Source organism: Nostoc sp. 'Peltigera membranacea cyanobiont' 210A (assembly GCF_002246015.1).
In the GTDB taxonomy this organism is placed as follows: Bacteria; Cyanobacteriota; Cyanobacteriia; order Cyanobacteriales; family Nostocaceae; genus Nostoc.
This window is the reverse complement of record NZ_NOLJ01000008.1, coordinates 294,213-316,152: the sequence shown is the minus strand read 5'-3', so window position 1 is coordinate 316,152 and position 21,940 is coordinate 294,213. Positions and strand designations below refer to the sequence as shown.

General features: G+C 38.4%; 17 protein-coding genes. 6 read left to right on the top strand and 11 right to left on the bottom strand.

The features are described from left to right. Positions 1 to 110: 110 nt before the first annotated feature. The gene (locus CDG76_RS25720; RefSeq protein WP_094351724.1) at positions 111 to 1,700 is read right to left on the bottom strand and encodes an ABC transporter substrate-binding protein; all 1,590 of its coding nucleotides are present in this window, start codon (positions 1,698 to 1,700) and stop codon (positions 111 to 113) included. A 338-nt stretch (positions 1,701 to 2,038) separates the two neighbouring features. Here CDG76_RS25720 and CDG76_RS25715 point away from each other — a divergent pair, with 338 nt between their 5' ends. From CDG76_RS25715 to CDG76_RS25705, 3 genes are read left to right on the top strand one after another with little or no spacing between them, the layout of a single operon-like run. Beyond that, complete coding sequence (locus CDG76_RS25715; RefSeq protein ID WP_094351723.1) at positions 2,039 to 3,124, top strand: ABC transporter substrate-binding protein; 1,086 nt, start codon at positions 2,039 to 2,041, stop codon at positions 3,122 to 3,124. 42 nt (positions 3,125 to 3,166) lie between these two features. Next, positions 3,167 to 4,060 (top strand): ABC transporter permease, encoded by an 894-nt coding sequence (locus CDG76_RS25710; RefSeq protein WP_094351818.1) that lies wholly within the window; start codon positions 3,167 to 3,169, stop codon positions 4,058 to 4,060. Between the two features lie 54 nt (positions 4,061 to 4,114). Continuing rightward, a complete protein-coding gene (locus CDG76_RS25705) occupies positions 4,115 to 4,843 on the top strand; it encodes a Uma2 family endonuclease (RefSeq protein ID WP_094351722.1) in 729 nt (242 codons plus the stop codon). A gap of 31 nt (positions 4,844 to 4,874) precedes the next feature. On the opposite strand, the gene CDG76_RS25700 is transcribed toward CDG76_RS25705, so the two are convergent. The 9 genes from CDG76_RS25700 to CDG76_RS25660 all read right to left on the bottom strand — a co-directional run bounded on the left by CDG76_RS25700 (position 4,875) and on the right by CDG76_RS25660 (position 17,688). Next, positions 4,875 to 8,495 (bottom strand): hybrid sensor histidine kinase/response regulator, encoded by a 3,621-nt coding sequence (locus CDG76_RS25700; RefSeq protein ID WP_094351721.1) that lies wholly within the window; start codon positions 8,493 to 8,495, stop codon positions 4,875 to 4,877. Next, positions 8,492 to 8,596, bottom strand: a complete 105-nt coding sequence (locus tag CDG76_RS38600) for a four helix bundle protein (RefSeq protein ID WP_317616142.1) — start codon at positions 8,594 to 8,596, stop codon at positions 8,492 to 8,494. The genes CDG76_RS25700 and CDG76_RS38600 overlap by 4 nt, the downstream gene beginning before the upstream one ends. 184 nt (positions 8,597 to 8,780) lie before the next feature. After that, positions 8,781 to 12,089 (bottom strand): GAF domain-containing protein, encoded by a 3,309-nt coding sequence (locus CDG76_RS25690; protein WP_094351720.1) that lies wholly within the window; start codon positions 12,087 to 12,089, stop codon positions 8,781 to 8,783. Positions 12,090 to 12,214: 125 nt separating this feature from the next. Then, positions 12,215 to 12,688, bottom strand: a complete 474-nt coding sequence (locus tag CDG76_RS25685; RefSeq protein WP_094351719.1) for a chemotaxis protein CheW — start codon at positions 12,686 to 12,688, stop codon at positions 12,215 to 12,217. A 123-nt stretch (positions 12,689 to 12,811) separates the two neighbouring features. After that, the gene (locus CDG76_RS25680; RefSeq protein WP_094351718.1) at positions 12,812 to 13,174 is read right to left on the bottom strand and encodes a response regulator transcription factor; all 363 of its coding nucleotides are present in this window, start codon (positions 13,172 to 13,174) and stop codon (positions 12,812 to 12,814) included. A 483-nt stretch (positions 13,175 to 13,657) separates the two neighbouring features. After that, positions 13,658 to 14,857 (bottom strand): response regulator, encoded by a 1,200-nt coding sequence (locus CDG76_RS25675; protein WP_094351717.1) that lies wholly within the window; start codon positions 14,855 to 14,857, stop codon positions 13,658 to 13,660. Between the two features lie 619 nt (positions 14,858 to 15,476). Further along, positions 15,477 to 16,403: an N-acetylmuramic acid 6-phosphate etherase gene (gene murQ / locus CDG76_RS25670; protein ID WP_094351716.1), complete on the bottom strand. Its 927-nt coding sequence runs from the start codon at positions 16,401 to 16,403 to the stop codon at positions 15,477 to 15,479. Positions 16,404 to 16,536: 133 nt separating this feature from the next. After that, a complete protein-coding gene (locus CDG76_RS25665; protein WP_094351715.1) occupies positions 16,537 to 16,983 on the bottom strand; it encodes a DUF3110 domain-containing protein in 447 nt (148 codons plus the stop codon). Between the two features lie 327 nt (positions 16,984 to 17,310). Beyond that, positions 17,311 to 17,688, bottom strand: coding sequence for a hypothetical protein (locus CDG76_RS25660; RefSeq protein ID WP_094351714.1), 378 nt, complete (start codon positions 17,686 to 17,688; stop codon positions 17,311 to 17,313). A 123-nt stretch (positions 17,689 to 17,811) separates the two neighbouring features. Here CDG76_RS25660 and CDG76_RS25655 point away from each other — a divergent pair, with 123 nt between their 5' ends. Continuing rightward, positions 17,812 to 17,997, top strand: coding sequence for a hypothetical protein (locus CDG76_RS25655; RefSeq protein ID WP_094351713.1), 186 nt, complete (start codon positions 17,812 to 17,814; stop codon positions 17,995 to 17,997). Positions 17,998 to 18,424: 427 nt separating this feature from the next. Next, the gene (locus CDG76_RS25650; protein WP_094351712.1) at positions 18,425 to 19,486 is read left to right on the top strand and encodes a ParA family protein; all 1,062 of its coding nucleotides are present in this window, start codon (positions 18,425 to 18,427) and stop codon (positions 19,484 to 19,486) included. A 269-nt stretch (positions 19,487 to 19,755) separates the two neighbouring features. Here the strand turns inward: CDG76_RS25650 and CDG76_RS25645 are convergent, their stop codons facing one another. Next, on the bottom strand, positions 19,756 to 21,039 hold the full coding sequence (locus CDG76_RS25645; protein ID WP_094351711.1) for a tyrosine-type recombinase/integrase: 1,284 nt from the start codon (positions 21,037 to 21,039) through the stop codon (positions 19,756 to 19,758). A 359-nt stretch (positions 21,040 to 21,398) separates the two neighbouring features. Here CDG76_RS25645 and CDG76_RS38595 point away from each other — a divergent pair. Next, a partial coding sequence (locus tag CDG76_RS38595; RefSeq protein ID WP_223265380.1) for an AsmA family protein occupies positions 21,399 to 21,940 on the top strand: 542 nt, incomplete at its 3' end.

Sequence of the window (21,940 nt, the reverse complement as noted above, 5' to 3'; positions counted from 1 at the left end):
TTACAGCCCCAAACTATTGAGATGGACAATGCATTGTTAGTCACTTCCAATGTTATTTTTGCCCAATTATTTCTAGGATGCCCACTTCATCTGTCAAATGAACAGCTGGATTAAGGATTGGAGACTTCTTTGGCTGTCGTCTTTATGGGGTTTAGCCCAAGGGTGGCGCGGTAAGCGGCGCGTTGAGACTCCAGCCCTACTTTGTTAGTAATCTGTTCCCATCTTTGTTCAATCTGCTGCATTGCCTGCTCGGTTGTAATTTTGTTCCCTAAGAACTTAGATATAACGTCATCAAGAACTTCAAATTGATATTGTTGATTATGGGGAATGGTCAAACTCAAAACCATATTGGGACTATTCAAGCTGATGCCGAGTGCTGCGAGATAGTTGTTGGCTGCTTCAGACGACATCCCAGATTTAATCCAGGGATCTGAGTTTTTAAATTGCGAAATTCGGTAGGGGTTGAAGCCCGTTGCCCCAATCGTCACATCCACGTTAGCCTGAGCAGGCTGACTCATGTAAGAGAAAAACGAGTATGCTGCATCCTTCACTTTTGGTGCTGCCTTGGCATGAATTACACTTGTCCAACCGATATTGGCAGCGTAGGGTGCGTGATTGACACCATCAATGGCGTAAGGACAGGTAAACTTATCGCAGGCAACCAGTTTGTTAGTCTTGCGATCGAGTACTTGAGTAGTGCCTGGAGTGATCACAGCCCCTACTTTATCCATCACTTTAGATACGGATTGATCAATGGCTAAGGGTCCAACATCGCCCCAATCAATGGTCAGGGCGCACCTGCCAGTAATAAATAATTCTCTAGCTTTGGAATTACCTAGATTCTGATCCTGGGGAATTCCATAGTCCATCGCTTGTTTATAAATATCCAGTGCTTTGGCAAAGGCGGGATTGTTTACCAAAGGCTTCATTGTGTCTGGGTCAAACAATGCCCCTTGTACGGTTCCCTGAGATTGCAAAAAAGGAGTGGCAATGGATATCAACAGGCTTGTGTTATTATCAGCAGAACCCTTGGACATACAAGAGCCATAGTCCTTTTTACCGTCACCATTCAAGTCTTTGCCGTGAAACTGTTTAGCGATCGCCAGATACTCATCCCAGTTTGTAGGAGGCGTTAACCCCGCTTGCTTTAACAAATCAGTGCGGTAATAAACCATGTGAAAGTCCCCATCCAACGGAATACTGTAGATACGTCCTTTATAAGTCGCACTAAAATTCCGAAAGATCGGTGCAATATCTTCCCACTGTATGGCTGCATCAGACTTGACTCGCGCTGTTAAATCTTCCACAAAGCCAGCATCGATAAAGTCAATCTGCCATGAAGGTAAAATAACTGCCATATCGTACTTTGAAGCACTGCTAGACCAGTCCTTTTGCAGCGTGTTGTATAAATTTTGAAAAGGAACGCCGGTTAGATTGACCTTCGCTCCAGTCAAGGCTTCAAACCCAGCAATCCGTCTCTTAGTACCTGTACGAACGGTTTCATCCTGAGTGATAACGTTAATTGTTACACCGTCAAAGCGTTGTGCAGTTTGCTTGATCTGGGTAGGCCCAGGAGATGAAGCTGTTTGAGAATTGGGTGGGGAAAAACTGCAACCTGGAACCCCTAAACTCAACCAGAGGGCAGCCAGAAAAATCAGACAATATTGAATTTGCTGCCGCAGGTTTTGCCAATTAGACATTTGTATGAGTCCTCCTTACATTTATGAATCCAAAACTCCTGTCACAGTTTTAACTGCTAAGGTAAGGACAAAACCTGTAATTTTTGCTACTACAGAAGTGCAGTTCAGCTTGCCACACTGAGTTTCCTTGATAATTTGGCGATCGCTCGCTTTGTTAATTTTTATAACTCAAGCTTGATTAAAAACCGTGCCTAACACTAGCTAACAGGAGTAACTTATTAACAGTTGCACAGGTAGATACACTTAAGTTAATCTTTAAACTACCTACGGGCACTCCAATTAAAGGCATATTTAGAACCAATCGGCAACAATACAAAAGATGATTAACTATTAACTTAATGACTAACAGACGCCAATTTTTAAAAGGGGTGGCAGCACTTTCTAGCTTATCTTTAGGTGGTTGTGGCTGGAGGCTGGCTGAAGTACGTGCTAATTCTAATACGAATGGTCAGCGTGACCAACTTTATATCTTTACCTGGACACAATATACTGACAACCAATTACTGAAAACTTTTAGCGCCCAAACTGGCATGAAAGTCCTAGCGGATGTGTATGATTCCAATGATGTCATGCTGGCTAAATTGCAAGCTGGAGGCGGTGGCACTTACAGCATCATCAACCCATCTGATTATATGGTGCAGAAGATGGTAGACAAAGGCTTGTTAACAGAAATAAATCACGATCGCTTAATCGGTCTAGAGAATTTATTTCCCCGTTTTCAAAATCCTAGTTATGACCCCAATAACCGCTATAGTATCCCTTTTAATTGGGGGACAACAGGTTTACTTTACAACTCCGAAAAAATTAAAGATGCACCACAAGACTGGGATTATCTTTGGCAAAATCAAGAGCAACTGAATCAACGGATGACCTTGCTCAATGATGTTCGAGAAGTTATGGGTGCAACTTTACGAATGCTCGGTTATTCTTACAACTCGAAAAATGAACAAGAAATCAAACAAGCTTATGAAAAATTGAAAGTGCTGAAACCTGCGATCGCCCGTTTTGACACAGATGCTTGGCAAAATCAAATTCTGGCAGGAGATTTACTATTGGCAATGTGTTATTCAGCAGATGCGGTGAAAATATCTCAAGAAAACCCTAAACTCAAATATGTGATTCCTCGCAGTGGTTCTTCATTATGGACAGACACTATTGTAATTCCCAAAACAGCCCCCAACCAAGCTGGAGCTTATGCTTGGATTAACATGATTTTGCAACCAGAAATAGCATCCCAAATCACTCAACGCCTGAATATTTCTACGCCGAATAGCGCCGGATTTGAGCAATTGCCAAAAACAATCCAAAACAACACTAATTTGTTTCCACCAGAGTCACTATTAAAAAATTGTGAACGTGTTACACCTGTAAGAGAATTTGAAGAGGTTTACGATCGTTATTGGACTCAATTAACTAGCAGTTAATTGAGTCAGGAGTTAGGAATTAGGAATTAGGGGTTAGGAGTGATTAATTTGGAAAAAAATGAGATTTCTCAAATAGAAAAATTGCAGAACCCCGTCAGAAATTGGCTGCAACCTTTGGTATTGCTGGCACCATCTGCGATTTGGTTATTACTTTTGTTGGTGCTGCCAGCTTTGATAATTTTCGAGTTAAGTTTAGTTGCAGACATCCGACCAGGAGATTTGGTCAATCCCAACGGGTTCAAAAACTACATCCGAATATTTGACTCACTTTACGTGCAAGTAATTGGGCGATCGCTATTTTTTGCCTTTGGCACTACGATAATTTGTTTAATTTTGGGCTTCCCCGTAGCCTATTGGATTGCTCAGATAGCGCCGCAGCGTTGGCGAAATTTATTGCTATTAGGCTTTGTCTTACCTTTGTGGACTTCTTCCTTACTCCGTTCTTATGCTTGGATTACAATTCTTCGTCCTACTGGTTTATTGAACAGTTTATTCAGCAATTTAGGCTTACCTACTTGGGAATTACTCAACAATAGTCAAGCTGTATTAATTGGCATGAGTTACAGTTTATTACCCTATATGGTTTTGATTTTATATGCTTCTCTCGAAAAGCTAGATAAGCGGTTGCTAGAAGCTGCGGCTGATTTAGGTGCAAATCCGGTGGAAACTTTTTTCCAAGTAACCGTACCGCAAATTTTTTCGGGAATTGCGGCTGCTTCCATGCTTGTATTCATCACAGGCTTGGGGGATTTTGTCGATCCAGAATTACTTGGTGGTGCTTCTAGTATGACGGCGGCGCGGTTAGTTTATAACCAGTTTCTTGGAGCAACACAAAATTGGGGATTCGGTTCAGCCTTGAGTATGACGTTAATTTTGTTTGTTAGTATTGCGATCGCACTTTTGATTAAGTTTGGTGAAGCGACACCCAAACGCTAAACTTTTGTTGGCTCATTTATAATAAAGGCATCAAACGCCAGCGAGACAACGGTTATGCTCTCACCCGATCTCAAAAATGCGTTACCAACTACCGACGAACTTCCCTGTTCAGACGATACCCCAGTGGATAACGAAGATCAAAACTTTTTGCCCAATATTTTACTCTTCTTACTTAACTCCATTTGGGCAAATCGCATGGATTGGTACTTCGGAGTAGATATGGGAGTGTATCACACCACAGGAGTAAATCCCAGAGTACCTGTAGTCCCAGATGCTTTTTTAAGTCTGGGAGTAGAACGCAAAAAGGGTGGTAAATCACGCAAAAGTTACGCAGTTTGGGAAGAAAATGGGATAGTTCCAATATTCACATTAGAAATGGTATCCCATACTCCAGGAGGTGAATACGACGAAAAGCTAGATATATATAGAAAACTCGGTGTATTGTACTACGTAATTTATAACCCTGAGTTTTGGCGACGCGACCAACATCAACCTTTTGAAGTGTATAAGTTGATCGATGGAAACTACCAACTACAAATAGGTGAACCCTATTTAATGCCAGAGGTGGGTTTAGGTATAGGGCGACACCAAGCTGTAATTGGCGGGATACAACAGGAGTTTTTATGTTGGTATGACGAGCAAGGAAACCGCTATTTTACAGATGCAGAACAGGCACAACAAGAGCGATCGCGGGCTGAACAAGAACGGCAAAGGGCTGAACAATTAGCCGAGTATTTACGTTCTCTAGGTGTAGATCCAAATAATCTACCTGATAATTCGTAATTCGTAATTCGTAATTCGTAATTACAAATTATCAATTATTTTTCACTATGAGTAAATGATCTAAATCATTTGGATTATTGTTAATTAACTCCTTAATTTTAGAGATAAACTCATGCTCTAAAAAAGGTTTGGTTAAGTAAGCTTTTGCACCCAATTCTTGGGCAAGCTGGCGATGTTTTTCAGCGCTGCGAGAAGTAAGAATCACAACAGGAATTTTTGCTAAATTTGTGTATTGGCGGAAATTGCTCAATAACTCAAAACCATTCATTCGTGGCATCTCTAAATCGGAGACGACAACTTTAATTTCAGGATGTAACTGCAATTTTTCTAAAGCTTCTACACCATTTTGAGCTTGTATTACTTGATAGCCAGATTTTTCGAGAGTCAGAGAGAGAGTTTGCCGGAGGCTAATTGCATCATCTACTACTAAAACAACTTTTGGTGATTGATAATCTGGCTCTTGAGAATAACTGGGTTGGGTTTCGATAGTTGTTGTGGAAGTCGATGCCGCAAGTAATGGTGTAGATGAAAAAGTATGCCCTGATATCGGCAAGGCTTTTTTATTTGACGAAGAAGCTACTGGTAGCGCCCTGATATCAAGTGTTGTTTGTTGGATTTCGCTAGATTTTACCAGTAACAAAGCATCAATTACTAAGATGAGATTACCATTAGCTAAACTACTACAACCATAAATGTATTTTGGCGGTGCGATCGCATTTCCTAAAGGTCTGATTACCAGTTCTTGTTCGCCGATTATTTGGTCAACTTCTAAAGCAACCTTTCCCTGATTTCGCTGTAGCAAAAGCACCGGATTGTTCGCTACACTTGGGTCATGAGTATTTGAAGTGTTGTATGGAGTCCCATTATTAATGAATGAACCATTATAATTAATCAACTTTGAAAGTTGACGAAGGCTAACCATAGTCTCATCATTGTCTATATTCCAATACAAGACTTTTTTCCCTTCAATTTCTTTAATCTGTTGTTCAGAGGGAATCAATATTCTTTCGATACTGTCCAACATCAGACCATAAACAACACCTTTGGCTTGAACAAGCATTAACTTTTCTGTAGTCATAGAAAAAGGAATTTTGAGTATGAATATTGTTCCTTGGTTGGGTAAGGATTGAACTGAAATCGAGCCGTTGAGTGCGTGCATCTGAGTACGCACAATATCTAAACCCATGCCACGCCCAGAAATTTCACTTACTTTATTTGCAGTAGTAAATCCAGGCGAAAATATCAAATCTAAAAGTTCAGGTTCAGCCAGACTAGAAGCATAATTTCTAGTTTTTTCTTCAGTTTGTATGGGATAAAGTTCAGCAGCTTTTCTACGAATTCTGTCTAAATTCAATCCTTGACCATCATCACGAACTTCGATAACAGTTTGGCTACCCTGATGATAAGCGCAGATTTCGATTAAACCTTCTTCTGGTTTACCAAGCTCTCGGCGAACTTGCGGAGCTTCAATACCGTGGTCAAAAGCATTACGCACTAAGTGTAACAAAGGATCGTAGAGCTTTTCTGCGATCGCTTTATCTACCAGTACTTCGCTACCAGTAAGTTTTAATTTTACAAGTTTTGCATGAACATTCCCCAACTTGTTTACCATGTGGGGGAAACGATTCAAAATATTGCCTAAAGGCGACATTCTTGCTTCGACTAAGCTATCTATAATATTAAGAGTTAAATTCTCTTTTTTATCACTAATTTGAGTAGCTTGTGTCAGAAGCAAATCGAGAGACTCTGTGGTTTCTTGTAGTTGCAATGTCTCTTCTATTGCTTCATGCAATGTCATGTGAAATTCTGTATATACATCCATTTCTAGAGAGTCAAAATCCACTGCAAAACTTTGCGTTTGTTGTGAGGTAATATTTTGTATTTGTAAAGGTAGATCGCGTAAATCGTTTAAAGTTGTTTGATGTCTAGTGAGTTGCTGTACTAGTTGCTCAATTATTTCTTTGACCTGTTCATCTTGTAAACTACGCCGTTTTTGGTAAATCAGCAATTCTCCTGCTAAATAATTGAGGTGTTGCAGTCTCTCTGTATCTACCCGAATAAATGAAGGTTGACGCAAGTTTTTAGTTTGAACATACTCTGATTTATCGTCTATTTCTTTGTTGATTTGTGTAGCTATATCAGGGATGACTTCAATAGCTGTTTTCGGAACGTCTATAACTACTTGCTCGCTGACAGTTAATGAATCAAGCTTTTCTGAAGAATTATCAGCCTGGGTTATCACGACTTCAACAACATGGTTCTGCCTAGCTTCTTCTCCCCAGATTGCTTCTAGTAAGTTATCAGTTGATTGAGAAGATACAATCTCTTTAATAACTAACAGTTTTTGTAACTTGGGACTATCAAGCCAATTTTTCTCTTCACTAGTAACAGGAGGATAACTTTTATATTCTTTTGCTAATTTATGAATTTGGTTTTGTAATATTTTAATTGCTGAGAGGTAGCTATCAGATGCTTTCAGAGAATATTGAAATTTTGCAACTGCAAATAAAATGATTAAGATAATCCCACGTCGATAAATACAAAGACTTTGACTATCTTCTTCATCTTGAACAAAATCAAGAAAGTCTTTCAGCCAGTTTTCGATATAATTCAGCAGACTTCTTTTTTCTAATCTGGGAACTAGTAAAGTTAAATTTAGTTCCGTCTCTGGTATTTGCATCTGGTGATTAAACCAGCCAAAAATGTAGTGAATTACTTTTAAATAGAATTTAGCAGTTGTTGGATTTACCGATTCATTTTTATTGGTATCAGATGTAGTCAGAAATTGATAAAATTTTTCTACATCGATGATAAATGTGTCAGCAAATGAATTATTTGGCAATTCTTCAGATAACTCATTATTTGCCACTACTACGAGTTTTTGCAAACCTGAAGACGGTTCTCCACCAGATGTGCGATCGCCTTCTAACACTAATTTTTTTGCTTGTTGTAAATCTGCAAGGGCAATTTCTGCAATTTGCTGTACTTGGCTGGGATTTGCTTGCAGCGCTGAGAGAATCGTTTGGGAAATTTCTCCCAATCCAGGTAAATTTAGAGATTCTGCCAAGCCCAGAAATACTTCAGCTTGAGAGTGTAAAAACTCGATAAATTCATCATTATTTGGTGGATTTTTAATAACATCAGCAATACTGTTTAGACGTTGTTCTACTCCTACTTCAAAAACAGATTGCACAATATCAAATCCCAATTCTTCAGAAGTGGGAATATGAGATTCAGCACCAAATGCATCGCCCAGATTCTCTTGCAACTGTACAAACACTGAAGTCGCTCGGTGAAGCAGTTCTTCGTCATTAACAGTACTACCTATGAGTTCAGTATTTAATGCTATGCTCAAACATTCATAAGCTTGTAATAAAAGTGTTTGTAATTCTGCATCTACTACTACTTTTGGATTGTATAAAGCATTAAATACATCTTCTAAAAAATGGGCGATCGTCTTAATTAATTCTAGCCCAACGTTAGCTGCACCACCTTTAAGTGTATGAGTAGCCCGCATTAAATTGTGAATTTTAGTAATGCTATAATCTTCCGATAAGCTAAATAGTTCTTGTTCAATAATTTGGACTAATTCCGGGGCTTCAGCCAGAAAATAGATGTACCCTTGTTCGCGGATTTCGTTATCTGTAATCATATAACCTCTTCAACATTCGCGCCAATACTTGTCCCACTTCGTAGTAATTGCTTAGAAAGCACATATTCACGTTGCTCTTGCAGTTTGATATATAGGTGAATAATTTATAAAGCAAATTTAAAACTCTTCTGTTAAATAACACTCTCTGCCAATTACTCTTTTCCTATCTTTAACTAAAAAGTTATCAGTAATTAAGTAAGGTCAAAGCATTTTACATTTGCCAATCAAATAGTGCTTTATATAATTAATGCTTTGACCTAATAACTCCTAACTCCTAACTATTTTTCATTTAACTTTAAACTTACTAGCAGTTGTTAATAGCTCTTGCGCCATTCCTGATAAATCTTGGAATACAGTCGCAATTTCTTGAGATTCAGCAAAAGTTTTATCGGCAATTTCTGCGACATCTTGCATTGATTTAGTTACTGTTACAGATTGCGCCATTTGTTTTTGAGTTGCTGCGGTAATTCGCTCGATTAGCTGACTAATTTCGGCAGTCGCAGAAACGATCGCATTTAAGTTTTGGCGAGTGTCGCTAACAAGATTTGTACCTTCTACTACCTGCTGAATACCAGTTTCCATTGCTACTGCAACTTCCCCGGTTTCTGCTTGAATCTCCTGAACTAATTTTTCAATTTCGATGGTTGCTGCTGCTGATTGGCGAGATAAAGAACGGACTTCATCAGCTACAACTGCAAAGCCTTTGCCATATTCACCAGCACGAGTAGCTTCAATGGCTGCATTCAAAGCGAGTACGTTTGTCTGTGTGGCAAAATTACCAATCAAATTCACCACTTTGGAGATTTTTTGTGAGGATTCGCTGAGGCGTTTAATCTTTTTGCTGGTTTGAGCAACGGTTTCACGAATTCCTTGGATGGCTTTTACAGTCAGGTTCATGGCAGTATCGCCAGACTCTACAGTTTTATTGGCTTTTTGCACTGCTAGTTGTACTAACTCAGCATTCGCTACTACAGCTTGAGTAGAGTCCACCATCTGTTGAATGTCATCTAAGGCTGCGGTAATCTCCTCAGATTGTTGTTGTGCCAGATTAGTTAGTCCCGCTAGTGAAGACTCGCTATTGCTAGAAGTTTGGGCAACTTGTTGAGCAGCCCCTTGTACTTGAACAACAATTTGCCGCAGTGCTTGCAGAGTATTATTGTAAGCATCAGCGATCGTGCCTAGCTCGTCTTCTGTAATCGGTGCGCGTACTGTTAAGTCGCCGTCAAGGGCGGGTCTAAGGGCTTTTAAGAGTTGAATGGATCGTTGTTGTAGTAACTCCTTAGCTGCCTTTTCCCGTGTTGCGGCTTCTGCTAATTTTGCTGACTGCGCTTCTACTTGTTGCAAGTATTCGGTGTGTTGTAATGCCAGTCCTAACTGGCTGCCAATACGTGCTAACAAAGTAACTTCTAATTCTTCCCAATCACGAGTTCCCGAATTCTGATAAGCTGCCAGCAATCCCCACAATTGTTCCCCAGCAAATACAGGAACAATTACATAAGCTTTGGCTTCAAATTGCTCTAAAACTTCAATGTGACAAGGAGAATGACCTACTTGATAGATATCATTTACAACAAAGTTTTCCCCTTGGGCATATCGACCTCCTTGAGTTTCTTGTAAGTGGGTATCTTCCCAGACAGTTTTGATATCGGCGCCTACCAGTTTGACCCAAAGATGACCTGCTGACTCTGCGACAAATTCCCCACTCCAGTTAGGATTGAAGCGATACACAGCGACGCGATCGCATCGCATTAATTGCCTAAGTTCTTGAGTCGTTGTTTTGAAGATTTCTTCTACATCTAAAGATTGGCGGATGCGGTTACTGATTTTGGTGACAGCTTTCTCTTGTTCTGCTATTTGAGCTAGTTTCTCAGATTTGACTCGCACTAATTCCAAATAATCTATCTGTGATTTAGCTAGGCTAAATTGCAAGCTAGTTTGAACCAAAAAGTTCACTTCCCAGCTTTGCCATTCACGGGAGCTAGAATTTTGATAAGCTGCCAGCAATCCCCACAATTTATCCCCGAAAAATATCGGAACAATTATGTAAGCCTTGGCTTCAAACTGCTCTAAAATCTCAATATGACAGGGAGCTAAACCTACTTCATAGATATTATTAACGATAAAGTTTTCACCTCTGACATACCGACCTCCCTTAGTTTCTTGCAAGTAGGTATCATCCAAAACGGTTTTGATATCAGGGCCTACCAGTTTTGTCCAACCAGTACTCACTGACTCAGCCACAAATTCACCACCCCAGTCAGGGTTAAAACGATAGACGGCGACGCGATCGCATTGTAGTGATTGACGCACTTCTTGAGTGGTTGTTTTGAAGACACTTTCTACATCTGAAGATTGTCTGATGCGGTTGACTATCTTAGTGAAAACTTTTTCTTGTTCAACTATTTGAGCTAGTTGCTCAGATTTTGTCTGCACTTGTTCGAGATATTCCCCTTGTGAGATAGCTACACCAAATTGCAATCCAATTTGAGTTACAAAGGTTTCTTCCCAAGGTTGCCAATCACGAGGCCCAGAATTTTGATAAGCTGCCAACAAACCCCATAATTTTTCTCCAGCAAATATGGGTGCAATGATGTAAGCCTTCATTTCATATTGCTCTAAAATGTCAATATGACATTGAGAATGGCCCATTTGATAAATGTCATTGACTACAAAGCTTTCACCCTTGGCATAACGTCCTCCTTGAGTGTCTTGTAAGTGGGTATCTTCCCAGACCATGTAAAAATCAGGGCCGACCATTTTTATCCAGCCATTACCCACTGACTCAGCGACAAACTCGCCACTCCAGTCAGGTTTGAAGCGATAGACACCGACGCGATCGCATTTTAGTAATTGACGTACTTCTTGAGTGGTTGTTTGAAAAAGCTTATCGACATTTGATATCCGTAGAATTTTGTCGATGACTTTGGCTACCGATTTTTTTGCTAGCAGCCGCTGTTGCTGTTCTTTTTGGAATTCAAAGCTCTGTAATTTGTAAATTAGTTCTGTTGTCAGTTGAGATAGTAGGCTAATTTCTACTTCTTGCCACCGCCGCGTTGAGTAGCAATTATTGACTACTAATAAACCCCACACTTTACCTTCTACTACAATCGGTAAACTCAAACTAGCTTTAATTTGAAATTTATCTAGCAGTTGCTTTTGATAAGGGGTAAGTTGAATCTGATTGATATCGTCAATAACTACAGCTTCTATATAGTCTTGATTGGTATATAAGCCAAAAATAATTCCCGGAATATTTTCGCCTAAAGTTGGTGTCCAACCTAGTGTTCTCGATTCGGCTAAAACATTACCTGATTCCCGCGAAATAAACTGATAAATTAAGGCGCGATCGCAGCCAATCTTTTCTCTAATTTGTGCTACAGTAATTTTCAATAATGTATCAAGGTCTGGGGCTTGGCGCATGTGAGTTGCGATGTCTTTCAACTGTCGCCGCCAATTTTTAAATTCTAGAGCGATCGCATTTAATAAAGATATTTCATTACTAGCAATATTTGCTATATGAGCGTTACCATTCTGATTTTCTAATTCAGAGATTAGATGCTCGTTCTCATGGCTATTGTTATACAAAAATGTCATTTAATTAACCTCAAAATTGTGATTGGTAATAACTGGATATGTGGCAAGCAATATTTATCTGGTATTTACTCATTAAGGATTAGGACTTTTCAAAACAATCTACCTAATCACACCTTACTAAATATTCAATTATGAATTCCCCATGCTGGAGATTGAATAATAGTTGTGGCATCCAAATTAAAAATTATCTCCTCTGAATCATTAATAAAGTATCCCTGTAAAAAAGGTGATATTTTCGGATAAAATAATTCAGCACTTGCGGGTTTCATTTCTTTAGTATCCAGCCATTCAATATCTATAAGTTGTCGAACTAATAGTCCCAAATACTTACCTTTATTTTCTAGAACAATTGCCATCATTCTTGAAACTAAATTTGACCCTTGTGAAATTGGAGGATAACCTAACATTGCCTCTAAATCGACTAACCAAAGCATCTCACCGCGCCAATTATAAATACCCAAGACACTACTTGGCATCTGAGGAACGCCACATATTTCTGGTAATGATACTTGCAAAACTTCTGCGATGTGTTGTAAAGAAATTACGGCTGTATCAGTTACTCCCAAATTAAAACTTAAAAACTTTTCCTGGGTTTCCAAAGCTATCGATCCTTTGTCCTTGATTATTTGTCTTTAGCCACTATTTGCAGTTATTGTTTATTCTTGGAGAGATTAATCTAAAAAATAGTAACTTCTAGGATTTGTTAATTTATGATATTTTCACTAATTAAGTAACCGCTTTAAAGTTACCACTAGTTCGTCTCGATCGATCGGTTTTGATAGATAACCATCAGCGCCTAACATATTACCCCAAATTTTATCTACATCACTATTTTTTGTAGAGCAAAAAACCACAGGTATATTGCTAGTGTCAGGATTATTTTTCAGTTCTCGGCAAATTTCAAAGCCACTTTTACCTGGTAAAATTACATCAAGAAATATTAAGTCTGGCTTATTTTTATCTATTTTGTCTTGAGCCTCTTCACTACTAGTGGCGCTAATCACAGAATAACCTGCCTGTTCCAAGTAACGGCTGATTATTTCCATATCTGTTAAGCCATCTTCAACAACTAAAACAGTATTCATGGCAATTACTCGTTAACTTTTTCTCAAAATGTAAACAAAATAGACAAATCCTAAATGATTCCTCAAAAAGACATGGAAGGGACTAGAGACTAGCCCTAACCCCTTTGCCCTAAACAATATTCACAAATCAAATAGGACTGCTATAAATACAAAAATTTGTATTTGTCTAATTTTGATTCAATCTTTATTTATCAACCTCAGAGAAAGTACTTAAAAATCTTATTTAATATAAGTTTTTTGAATATAAAATAGCTTGATAACCTAATTTTAGATTTTACATTTTGGATTGAAGATTCCAAATGTAAAAATGACTGATAGCAAAAGAATTTAAAGGTGATAATATATCTAAAATTGCAAATAAATGATTTGAATAACAGAGTTAATTTAAAATTATTTAACCTCAATAATTTAATTTTTACTGAGGTGGAAAAGTCTACAAAATTTGAGGAATAATTCAGAACCAAAAAGTGCCTCTAACTTTCCCTAATTACAAACTTCTAAATTAGATTTACTCTTTTCATTGGATACGCTCTGTGTAGGTAAATGTTTACGTATTATACTCATTACCTTATCAGTCATTACAGGTTTAGTGAGAAAATCTGTAGAACCAACTATTTTGGCACGAACTCTATCTAAAAGACCATCACTGCCTGTTAATATAATTATTGGTGTGTTGGAAAATGTAGATATTCTTCGTAACTGAGTACAAATTTCGTAACCACTAGCAACTGGCATAATCAAATCCAAAAAAATCAGGTCTGGTTTATCCTGAATTAGGGTTGGTAGAGCTTGTACAGCATCTTGAATTTTGACAAACCTAAATCCATTGGAAGTGACAATATCCTCTACCATTTTACATACTTGAGGGCTATCATCGACGCAAGCCACTAGTGGAGCAATCCGCTTCTTGCCTTGTGTGGTGGTAGAGTTATTGTTGACTTCAGTAATTCCTAAAGGCAAGTCAGGTACTTCTACCAATTCAATGATTCCTTTAAGGATATAAGGAAGCAACGAACGGGTGAGTGGTAGTACACTCTGCTTCATTTTCATGGCTAAATCTCGCAGAGTGAATTTGCCATTGATTAAATTTACAAAGTTTTTGTAGACAGATGGACTTACCATCTGCTCAAGTTGTTCTGGTCGCCGTAGAATTGGTGCTAAGTCAGGAGAAAAATTTGCTAAACCTGCTTCTGACCAAATTTTCCATGAGTCTTGCATGTGCTTTACAGACATTTCTGCACTCGTGAAGCTCATTGGGGTTTCTAAGATAACTTCTTGGTTGCGATTGCAACTTAGAGAAGCAAAATTTCCTTGCAAAGCTAGGTCAAATAATAGTTCTGCTATCGTATTTTCCGCAATAGATTGAATCTGTTCTCTCTGAATTTTCTGTTTTTTATAAAATACTTCTATCAGTTTATAGTCCCAGTAATCAATTGATAGGTCTTGCCCACGTAACTGCAACTTATCAACATCAATCTGGGGACAATTCTGGGCTATATGTCTACGCCAACGTCGGAAGGGATGAGTTCCTCCTGTTGCCCAAACTATCCGTCCCAGCCGATAGTAAAAAGTCCATTGGCTGCCCTTTGAACTCTTAATATTTAATTTGCCATTGTATTGCAACTGAGTACAAGTTTTAAATTCATTTACTAGATTATTTGAAATAAGTTCTTGATAAAGCATAGTTTGTTCCTTTTATTAAAAAGCTAGCCATTAAAAACCGATACTAGTAGAGCAAGGTGTCAATTCACCTACCATCTCAATTAACCAGACAAATTTCTGAAGTCACTTGTTAAAGGTAGGCAACACTTCTGTCACAGTGTTCTAGCTATATAGCGATTGGCAGATATGTGAATCAGTGCAAATGGATATGGTATATAGCAGTCTAAATCAAGATTATTAAAAGCAAGGCAGATGTTAACATAGCAAAACTATTGCTAGGAAATAATTTATCTAGCATAAAGTCTTTGTTGGCAGAGTTTACTTTTCTACTAATATTTATGACTAAAGTAGGTTGCCATAGTCGATATCATGGTGTAATTATATCTCATTTTAAGAATTTTCATACTGAATCCTATCCGTATAAATTCTGAATTTTTGTTTAAAAAAGATTAGCAGTCTCCAAATAGACTTGCTTTAGTTATTCACATTTAAAATATCAGGCTAAAAATATTTATTTAAGTTTACTATTCTTAATTATGTTAATTAATAGCAGCTTTTCTAAGGAATATTATTTAAAAAAAAGGCGTGCTACTAAAACAAGTAACAGCCAGATTATAAAGTATTTATTTAGAAAATTTATTCAAGGTTGCTTCTGGTTTTGATAGCTGACAACAGCTGCCCTGAGATTACTTTGGTGTTCTGAAAGTAGACGATCGCCTTCGTCTTTTTCCAAACCAGTCCAGTGCATCAATAGCGCCAGCTTAACCCATTTACCACTACGTTCTAGTAAAAAACCAGCAGTTTCCCGACTTAAACCTGTGAGGTCTTGCAAAATTCGCAAAGCGCGATCGCGTAATTTTTGATTTGTTACTGCTACATCCACCATGCGATTGCCATAAACTTTGCCTAGCTTAACCATTACGCCGCTAGAAAGGATATTTAAAGCTAATTTAGTGGCTGTACCAGCTTTCAGGCGAGTTGAACCGGCGATTATTTCTGGCCCTGTCAATAGGCGAATGTCAATATCGGCATCAAAGCTAACTTGTTCAGCAGGAACACAGGCGATAAAAATAGTTGTGGCTCCTCGCTGACGAGCAGCATGAAGCGCACCGTGGACATAAGGCGTTGTGCCACCAGCGGTAATACCAACTACGACATCTAATTGGGTAATGTGCCGCCCTGCGATCGCAGCCTCGCCATCTTCAATGCTGTCTTCTAAATCTTCAGAACTACGTACTAGTGCGCCAGCACCACCAGCAATAATCCCCTGTACCAACTCTGGGGGTGTACAAAAAGTAGGTGGACACTCAGCAGCATCTAACACCCCTAACCTGCCACTTGTACCTGCACCAATATAAAATAAGCGCCCTCCGTGGCGCAAACGCTCTGCGGTGCGCTCAATTGCCTCTGCCAACTGAATTTTCGCTGCTGCAACTGCTGCGACAGCCTTTTGGTCTTCGTCATTAAACAACTCCACCAATTCCAGAGAACTGAGCTGGTCTAAGTTCAGACTGTTAGGATTTACCAGCTCAGTTAAAAGATGCCCGCGTTCTTGCAAATTTGTCATTTATCATTCGTCCTTTGTCATTTGTCCGTTGTCATTTGTCATTTGTCAGTTAGCGACCAGTGACCAATGACCAATACTTCGACTACGCTCAGTACAAGTGACTAATGACTAATGACTAATGACTAATGACTCATTACAACAATCCTTCCAATTTACGACGCATCTTCTCTAATTCAGAATCAGACAATTCTGGTTCTTCTAGTGGCTGTTGATTGAGAGGGAAAGTGTCTTCAACAGTATCCTCCTTCTGGGCGTCTACTTGCCAGTCGGTTTTTTCGACGTTAAGTTCTGGAGGAGTTACAACTAAATTGCTGTTTTCTGGGATGATTTCCCATTCATATCCAGCACTTTCGCAAAATTCCTTGATTTCTTCAGCATCCATCGGCTCCGGTGTGGGTGCGGGGAAATCCTGAGCTTCTAACATCAGGGCAAAGCGTGTCGCATCGTCTTCTGACTCGAACATCAGAATTTTATTGCGTAGCTTGCCGCCTTCGGCATCGCCTTCCCTAATGGTGTGAATCCCCTCATTTTCCGTTCGAGCGTTAAAAATTAACACAAAAACACGCATAGGCGTAATCATAACGTTAAACCAATACTTTTAGGTTGTATTTTTCTATCTTCTATTAATTTTCTAGTATTTAACCTTTTTAGTACATTTGAACTACTATTTTTGGTAATTTGATCTATCTAGTAATTTTCTATTTTAGGTATAAATAATTACTAAATATCGATGCTCAATATATGCTCACATATCTCTCACCTCAGAAAAGACTATAAACATAAATATCCTAATATATATCAGTTACCCCGTACTTCTTAGACTATTACTCTAAGAACTTTCGTCACAAACAAACAAAAAAGACTCTATATAGAGTCTTTAGTTATTAATCTGAAATTTTTAAGCTACTTACTCACCTAATAAATACATGACTTCTTCTAGTTTCTGTTTTGCTATGTAGAGGTTAAGTAGCTTTTGCTGTTCCCAGGATAGCGGCGCACGTAATCTTCTCTCTTCCATCGTTAGCTTGATAAGTGCTGCTTGTTCATCAGTCGGATCATTCATCTGATCTAATGCTGCGCCAATATTCTGGAATGCTTCAAAACTTAACCTTTTTATTCCTCTACCGTCTTCCATCTGTTTAAGTGCGATCGCTGGGAATGACATCAAGCTTACAATGTAACTATTCTTGTAACCTGAGTTCCCAGTAGGCTTTAAGCCGTATCTTCTGCATAAGTCTCGTAGCTCCTGAATAGTTTTGCTTTCAAGTTCCGATCGTGTAAACATAGAGTAACCATTCCTTAAAAGTGGTATCGGTAGGTAACAACTTTCTCAGGGTGAATTACCTACCGAATTAAAACTGTATTTCGATGCTTGCGCCGAAACAAGCTATATTTACATCTCTCAACAATGCCTAACCGTAAGGGTAATCCTCAAAACTTTGACAATCCACCGAGTAAAGAATTAACTGAAAATGTTACTTTTAGAGCTACCAAGGAAATGAAGGAAGAAATACAGCAACAGGATAATCCAGCGCAGTTTTGCAGAGATGCCGTTCAAAAAGCACTGGATGAAAAGAAAGGAAGGCAACAGTAATTAGAGCTTTATTTTTGAGACTCTGCCTAAACTACAGATAGTTGAAAAGCAATATATATAACAAATTTAAGGCTAGGGTTAGAAAATTAACTCTAGCCTTCAATTTATAGTTTTACAATAATATCTTTGCCAAAAATAAGTGTAAATATCATTCTCACCAGCACTTAGCCAAGTTAAAACAGGCGTATATACAGGTTCTAACAGCATACGTCCCCAGGCGTGATCGCCCTTCCCTTTCCCCCAATGCCAAATGTATTAAGAGGCAAGCTACGCGGTTAGGCTCTGCGTTGCGATCATTGTCTAAGCCGTAACTGAAGATTAGCTGTATCTCTGACTGGGTTAAAACTTTGGTGCGTTCGTGCCCATTGATTTTCATCCTGTTTCAACAACGACAAATTCTTTACTGGCTTAGGAAAAGGAAGGATCTATGGTAAAAGTAATTGCATTGTTTAACAACAAAGGCGGTGTTGGGAAAACAACCACAATTTGGAATTTGGGGACATCACTAGCACATTTAGGTAAAAAAGTGCTACTTATTGACTTCGATCCTCAATGTAACCTATCTATTGCAGCATTAGGAGATACAGAGTTTTCAACTTATCTGGAAAGCTCAAGGGAGCTACCTTATGGTAAAACTATTCGTGCTTTTGCTCTTCCATATATTCAACAAAGTGCTTCAGGCAAACCCTATATTGCTAGTGTCAAGCATAAGAAAAATGCCAATCTAGATATTGTACCTGGTGATTTCTGGCTGAATAATTTTTCTGATATTCTTAATGTTGGAACTGATGTTATTGGAGGAGCTGGTTTATATCGATTCCTAATGCCATCAAGTCTTATTAATGCAGTAGAAATAGAATTTAATAAGCAATATGATTTTGCATTAATAGATTTACCTCCATCTTTTAATAGTCTTGTTAGAGCTGCTCTATACTCCTCAGATTATTTTTTAGTTCCATGTACACCTGACTTATTCTCTGCATATTGTGTTGGTTTAATTGGGCAAGTTCTTCCTCGATTTATAGAAGACTGGGAACAAGGCAAATCTCGCTATCTTCAATCAAACTCTTATGACCAGATAATTCCCGAAAAAGGACAACCTAAATTTGGTGGTTGGATTTTTAATGGTTTTGATACTAGGAAACAATCCGGTTCTACTATTGCCTCCAAAATAGGTGCTGATCAAGCTCAGTTTGTGAAAGTTCAAGAGTCTATTAATAAGAAATTGATACCAAGGCTTCAAGAGATTAAAGCTTATTCTGCCGTTCCAGATTTTGTTGACCAAGAACCAGTTGCAAGTATTGAAGATTTAAACGTTATGGCACCTGATAGTATTGTTCAAAATATCCCTATTAAGTATTTACCAGAAGCAGACCCAACACGGGCTAGTATTGGTCGTGGTAAATGGGCACCAAATCAAATTACTTTAATGGAAAACATGGATAAAGAGTATGACAAATTGGCTAACTTTATAATTGAAAAATTTTAACTTTAATAAGTTCTGCTTTTAAACATAGCTGTGTTTAGCGTAGTTACCAAGGAGCGATGAAAGAATTGCATTGTTTGAAAATTTATTGAATAATAAAGAGTTATATTGCGAATAATTCAAGTGAAATTATTAATATAAAACCCCACCTTTTACTGTTGTGTGGGGTTTTATTTAGTCTTGATATATGTCTCTACCTCTAAATTTATTGGAGTATTACTTAGAGAAATCTGGGAAGACCGATATATATTAACCTATTTATTTTTTTGTTATTAAATATCTTTCAATACTCTTTCTTTATCTGGTTGCAAATAATGCTTAATAAGAGTGTCTACACTGTTACCACAACTATCAGCTAATAATCCCAAATCAGCACCATTGTTAGCTTGAATACTAATAAAAGTATGTCTAGTAGAGTAGGGTTTAAGATAACCGTGTATTAATCCTTGAGTAGCGAGTCTACTAACAACCCCAGGATAACTATAAGCCTTTCCGTCCTCATTTACACGGTTATTGTGGTTCCAAGCTACTCTAATCTTAGGTGAGTCATAGTATTTGCCTTTGTTACTAAAAACTAATTCATCATCATTTTCTGTTTTTTCTTTCAAAGTTTTTAATAGATTAATTAATCTATTCATACCTTTCATTTTAAACCATCTAATTACTTCTGTTTTAGTGGTTTTAGTTTTCTTCAATGAATAAGAATAACTTTCACCAAAAATTATCCATCCTGAATCAAATTTAATATCTTTCCATCTAAGTGCGAATGCTTCTCCGTGTCTACATCCAGTAAGAAATAAAAATTCAATTAAATTCGCAACTTCTCTTTCGTGTTTTTTATTTGATTCATAAAATGCATTGATAATTATATCTCTCTCTTCCAGTGTATAAGCTTTATAATCTTCTTCCTCTTGTAACTGTTGTGATTTTTTAGGCAGTCGATAAGATTCTTTAATCTCGTTAAAATAATCTCGGTTTATTCCTAAGTTATTGTTAATTGCCCACAAGGAAAGAGAAGACAAGGCACCGTACAAAGTTTTTATTAAGTGCTTACCAGTTTTTTTTGCATTCAAAGTATTAATAATTAAACTTGCCGTCTCTTCTCCAAACTCTTGTTCCAAAAAAGGTGTTAGCAATGTAGTGTAAGTAGTTTGGTATAGTGTCCTATGTGTTGACTCAGCAATTTGTTGTGTTTGCAGTTTCCAAGCGATATATTTACTCCACAACTCTCCCAATGTAGGCAATGCTCTCGCAGTCGGTAACTGAGTAACAGTGGCTAACATCGGCTTGATATCCAAATACTTAGCTAGGGTAGGATCGAATAATCCTCCGTCTGGATGGTCGATATCAGCTTGTATCCGCCTAGCTATACCATCAGCCCATTGCTTGTTCTCTGGGGTATCACTTCTACCTAATCCTTTATATGCTTGACGTTTGCCGTAGAACTCCTGACTCACCCTAGTACTGAACTGAAGCCGGAGAGAACCTTTGTCAGTTCCTACGTTTACATCGGCTAATCGGCTAGAACCCTTAGTATTTGGACGTTTTGAGTACATCTAGTAATTCTATAGTAATTTCTATTATTTCAGTTTTTGAATAACTGCTTAAATACTAGAATACCTTATGAGTATCATTTGACGCCTTGGTGTAATCATCTGTCCTTTTTAAGGTTTATTCATATTAAAGTTCGAGATTGTGCCTCAAGGAAAGTCACAGGAATAATTTTCACTCTATTCAGATTTTCCTGAAAACGCCAATATTATTAAGCATAAGTATTGGATCGAGAAAATACCGTAACTCAACCAATGGGGTCTTGGGTTTAGTTGGCGTATCCTGGAAATGGCATACTGAACCAATGTGCCAGTTAATGCTTGTGTGTGCCAGCGACATCCGGCAATAAATACAGTGAAAGCAAATGATTAAATCTACCAACCAAGATATTCATTCCCCCTCCCCTATCCGCAAACGTTTGTGGTTGCTGGTGTTGAGCCGGGGTAGCATTGCCTTGAGTGGACTTTTGCTGTTAGGAGTTATCGTTGGTATTTGGCGGTTGTGGACTTTTGTCCAAACAGAGTTAACGCCGTTGGCACAACAAAGTCTAACTACTACACTCAACCGTCCGGTAAAACTGGGAAGAGTCACACAATTTTCGTTGACAGGAGTACAGTTTGGGGCTTCAGCTATCCCAGCCACACCCACAGATGCAGACCGGGCTACAGTCGAATCTGTAGAGGTGGGCTTTGATCTGCTACAACTAATTTTTAATCGCCATTTAAAGCTAGATGTAACCTTAGTCAACCCAGATATTTACATTGACCAGGATGACCAAGGGCGTTGGGTTTCCACTACCATCGCGTCGTCAAGTGGAAGCAGTGCAATTAAAACCGATTTGGACTACCTGCGGTTTCGTAATGCCAAGCTGGCCTTGATGCCGCAGGAGAGAGTAGAGGGAAATGA

What these genes read in the sequence shown, in the direction of transcription:
- CDG76_RS25690 (WP_094351720.1), bottom strand. Translation starts at nt 12,089, where the DNA reads ATGACATTTTTGTATAACAATAGCCATGAGAACGAGCATCTAATCTCT.
- CDG76_RS25650 (WP_094351712.1), top strand. Translation starts at nt 18,425, where the DNA reads ATGGTAAAAGTAATTGCATTGTTTAACAACAAAGGCGGTGTTGGGAAA.
- CDG76_RS25665 (WP_094351715.1), bottom strand. Translation starts at nt 16,983, where the DNA reads ATGATTACGCCTATGCGTGTTTTTGTGTTAATTTTTAACGCTCGAACG.
- CDG76_RS25660 (WP_094351714.1), bottom strand. Translation starts at nt 17,688, where the DNA reads ATGTTTACACGATCGGAACTTGAAAGCAAAACTATTCAGGAGCTACGA.
- CDG76_RS25655 (WP_094351713.1), top strand. Translation starts at nt 17,812, where the DNA reads ATGCCTAACCGTAAGGGTAATCCTCAAAACTTTGACAATCCACCGAGT.
- CDG76_RS25715 (WP_094351723.1), top strand. Translation starts at nt 2,039, where the DNA reads ATGACTAACAGACGCCAATTTTTAAAAGGGGTGGCAGCACTTTCTAGC.
- CDG76_RS25700 (WP_094351721.1), bottom strand. Translation starts at nt 8,495, where the DNA reads ATGATTACAGATAACGAAATCCGCGAACAAGGGTACATCTATTTTCTG.
- CDG76_RS25705 (WP_094351722.1), top strand. Translation starts at nt 4,115, where the DNA reads ATGCTCTCACCCGATCTCAAAAATGCGTTACCAACTACCGACGAACTT.
- murQ (WP_094351716.1), bottom strand. Translation starts at nt 16,403, where the DNA reads ATGACAAATTTGCAAGAACGCGGGCATCTTTTAACTGAGCTGGTAAAT.
- CDG76_RS25645 (WP_094351711.1), bottom strand. Translation starts at nt 21,039, where the DNA reads ATGTACTCAAAACGTCCAAATACTAAGGGTTCTAGCCGATTAGCCGAT.
- CDG76_RS25680 (WP_094351718.1), bottom strand. Translation starts at nt 13,174, where the DNA reads ATGAATACTGTTTTAGTTGTTGAAGATGGCTTAACAGATATGGAAATA.
- CDG76_RS25675 (WP_094351717.1), bottom strand. Translation starts at nt 14,857, where the DNA reads ATGCTTTATCAAGAACTTATTTCAAATAATCTAGTAAATGAATTTAAA.
- CDG76_RS25720 (WP_094351724.1), bottom strand. Translation starts at nt 1,700, where the DNA reads ATGTCTAATTGGCAAAACCTGCGGCAGCAAATTCAATATTGTCTGATT.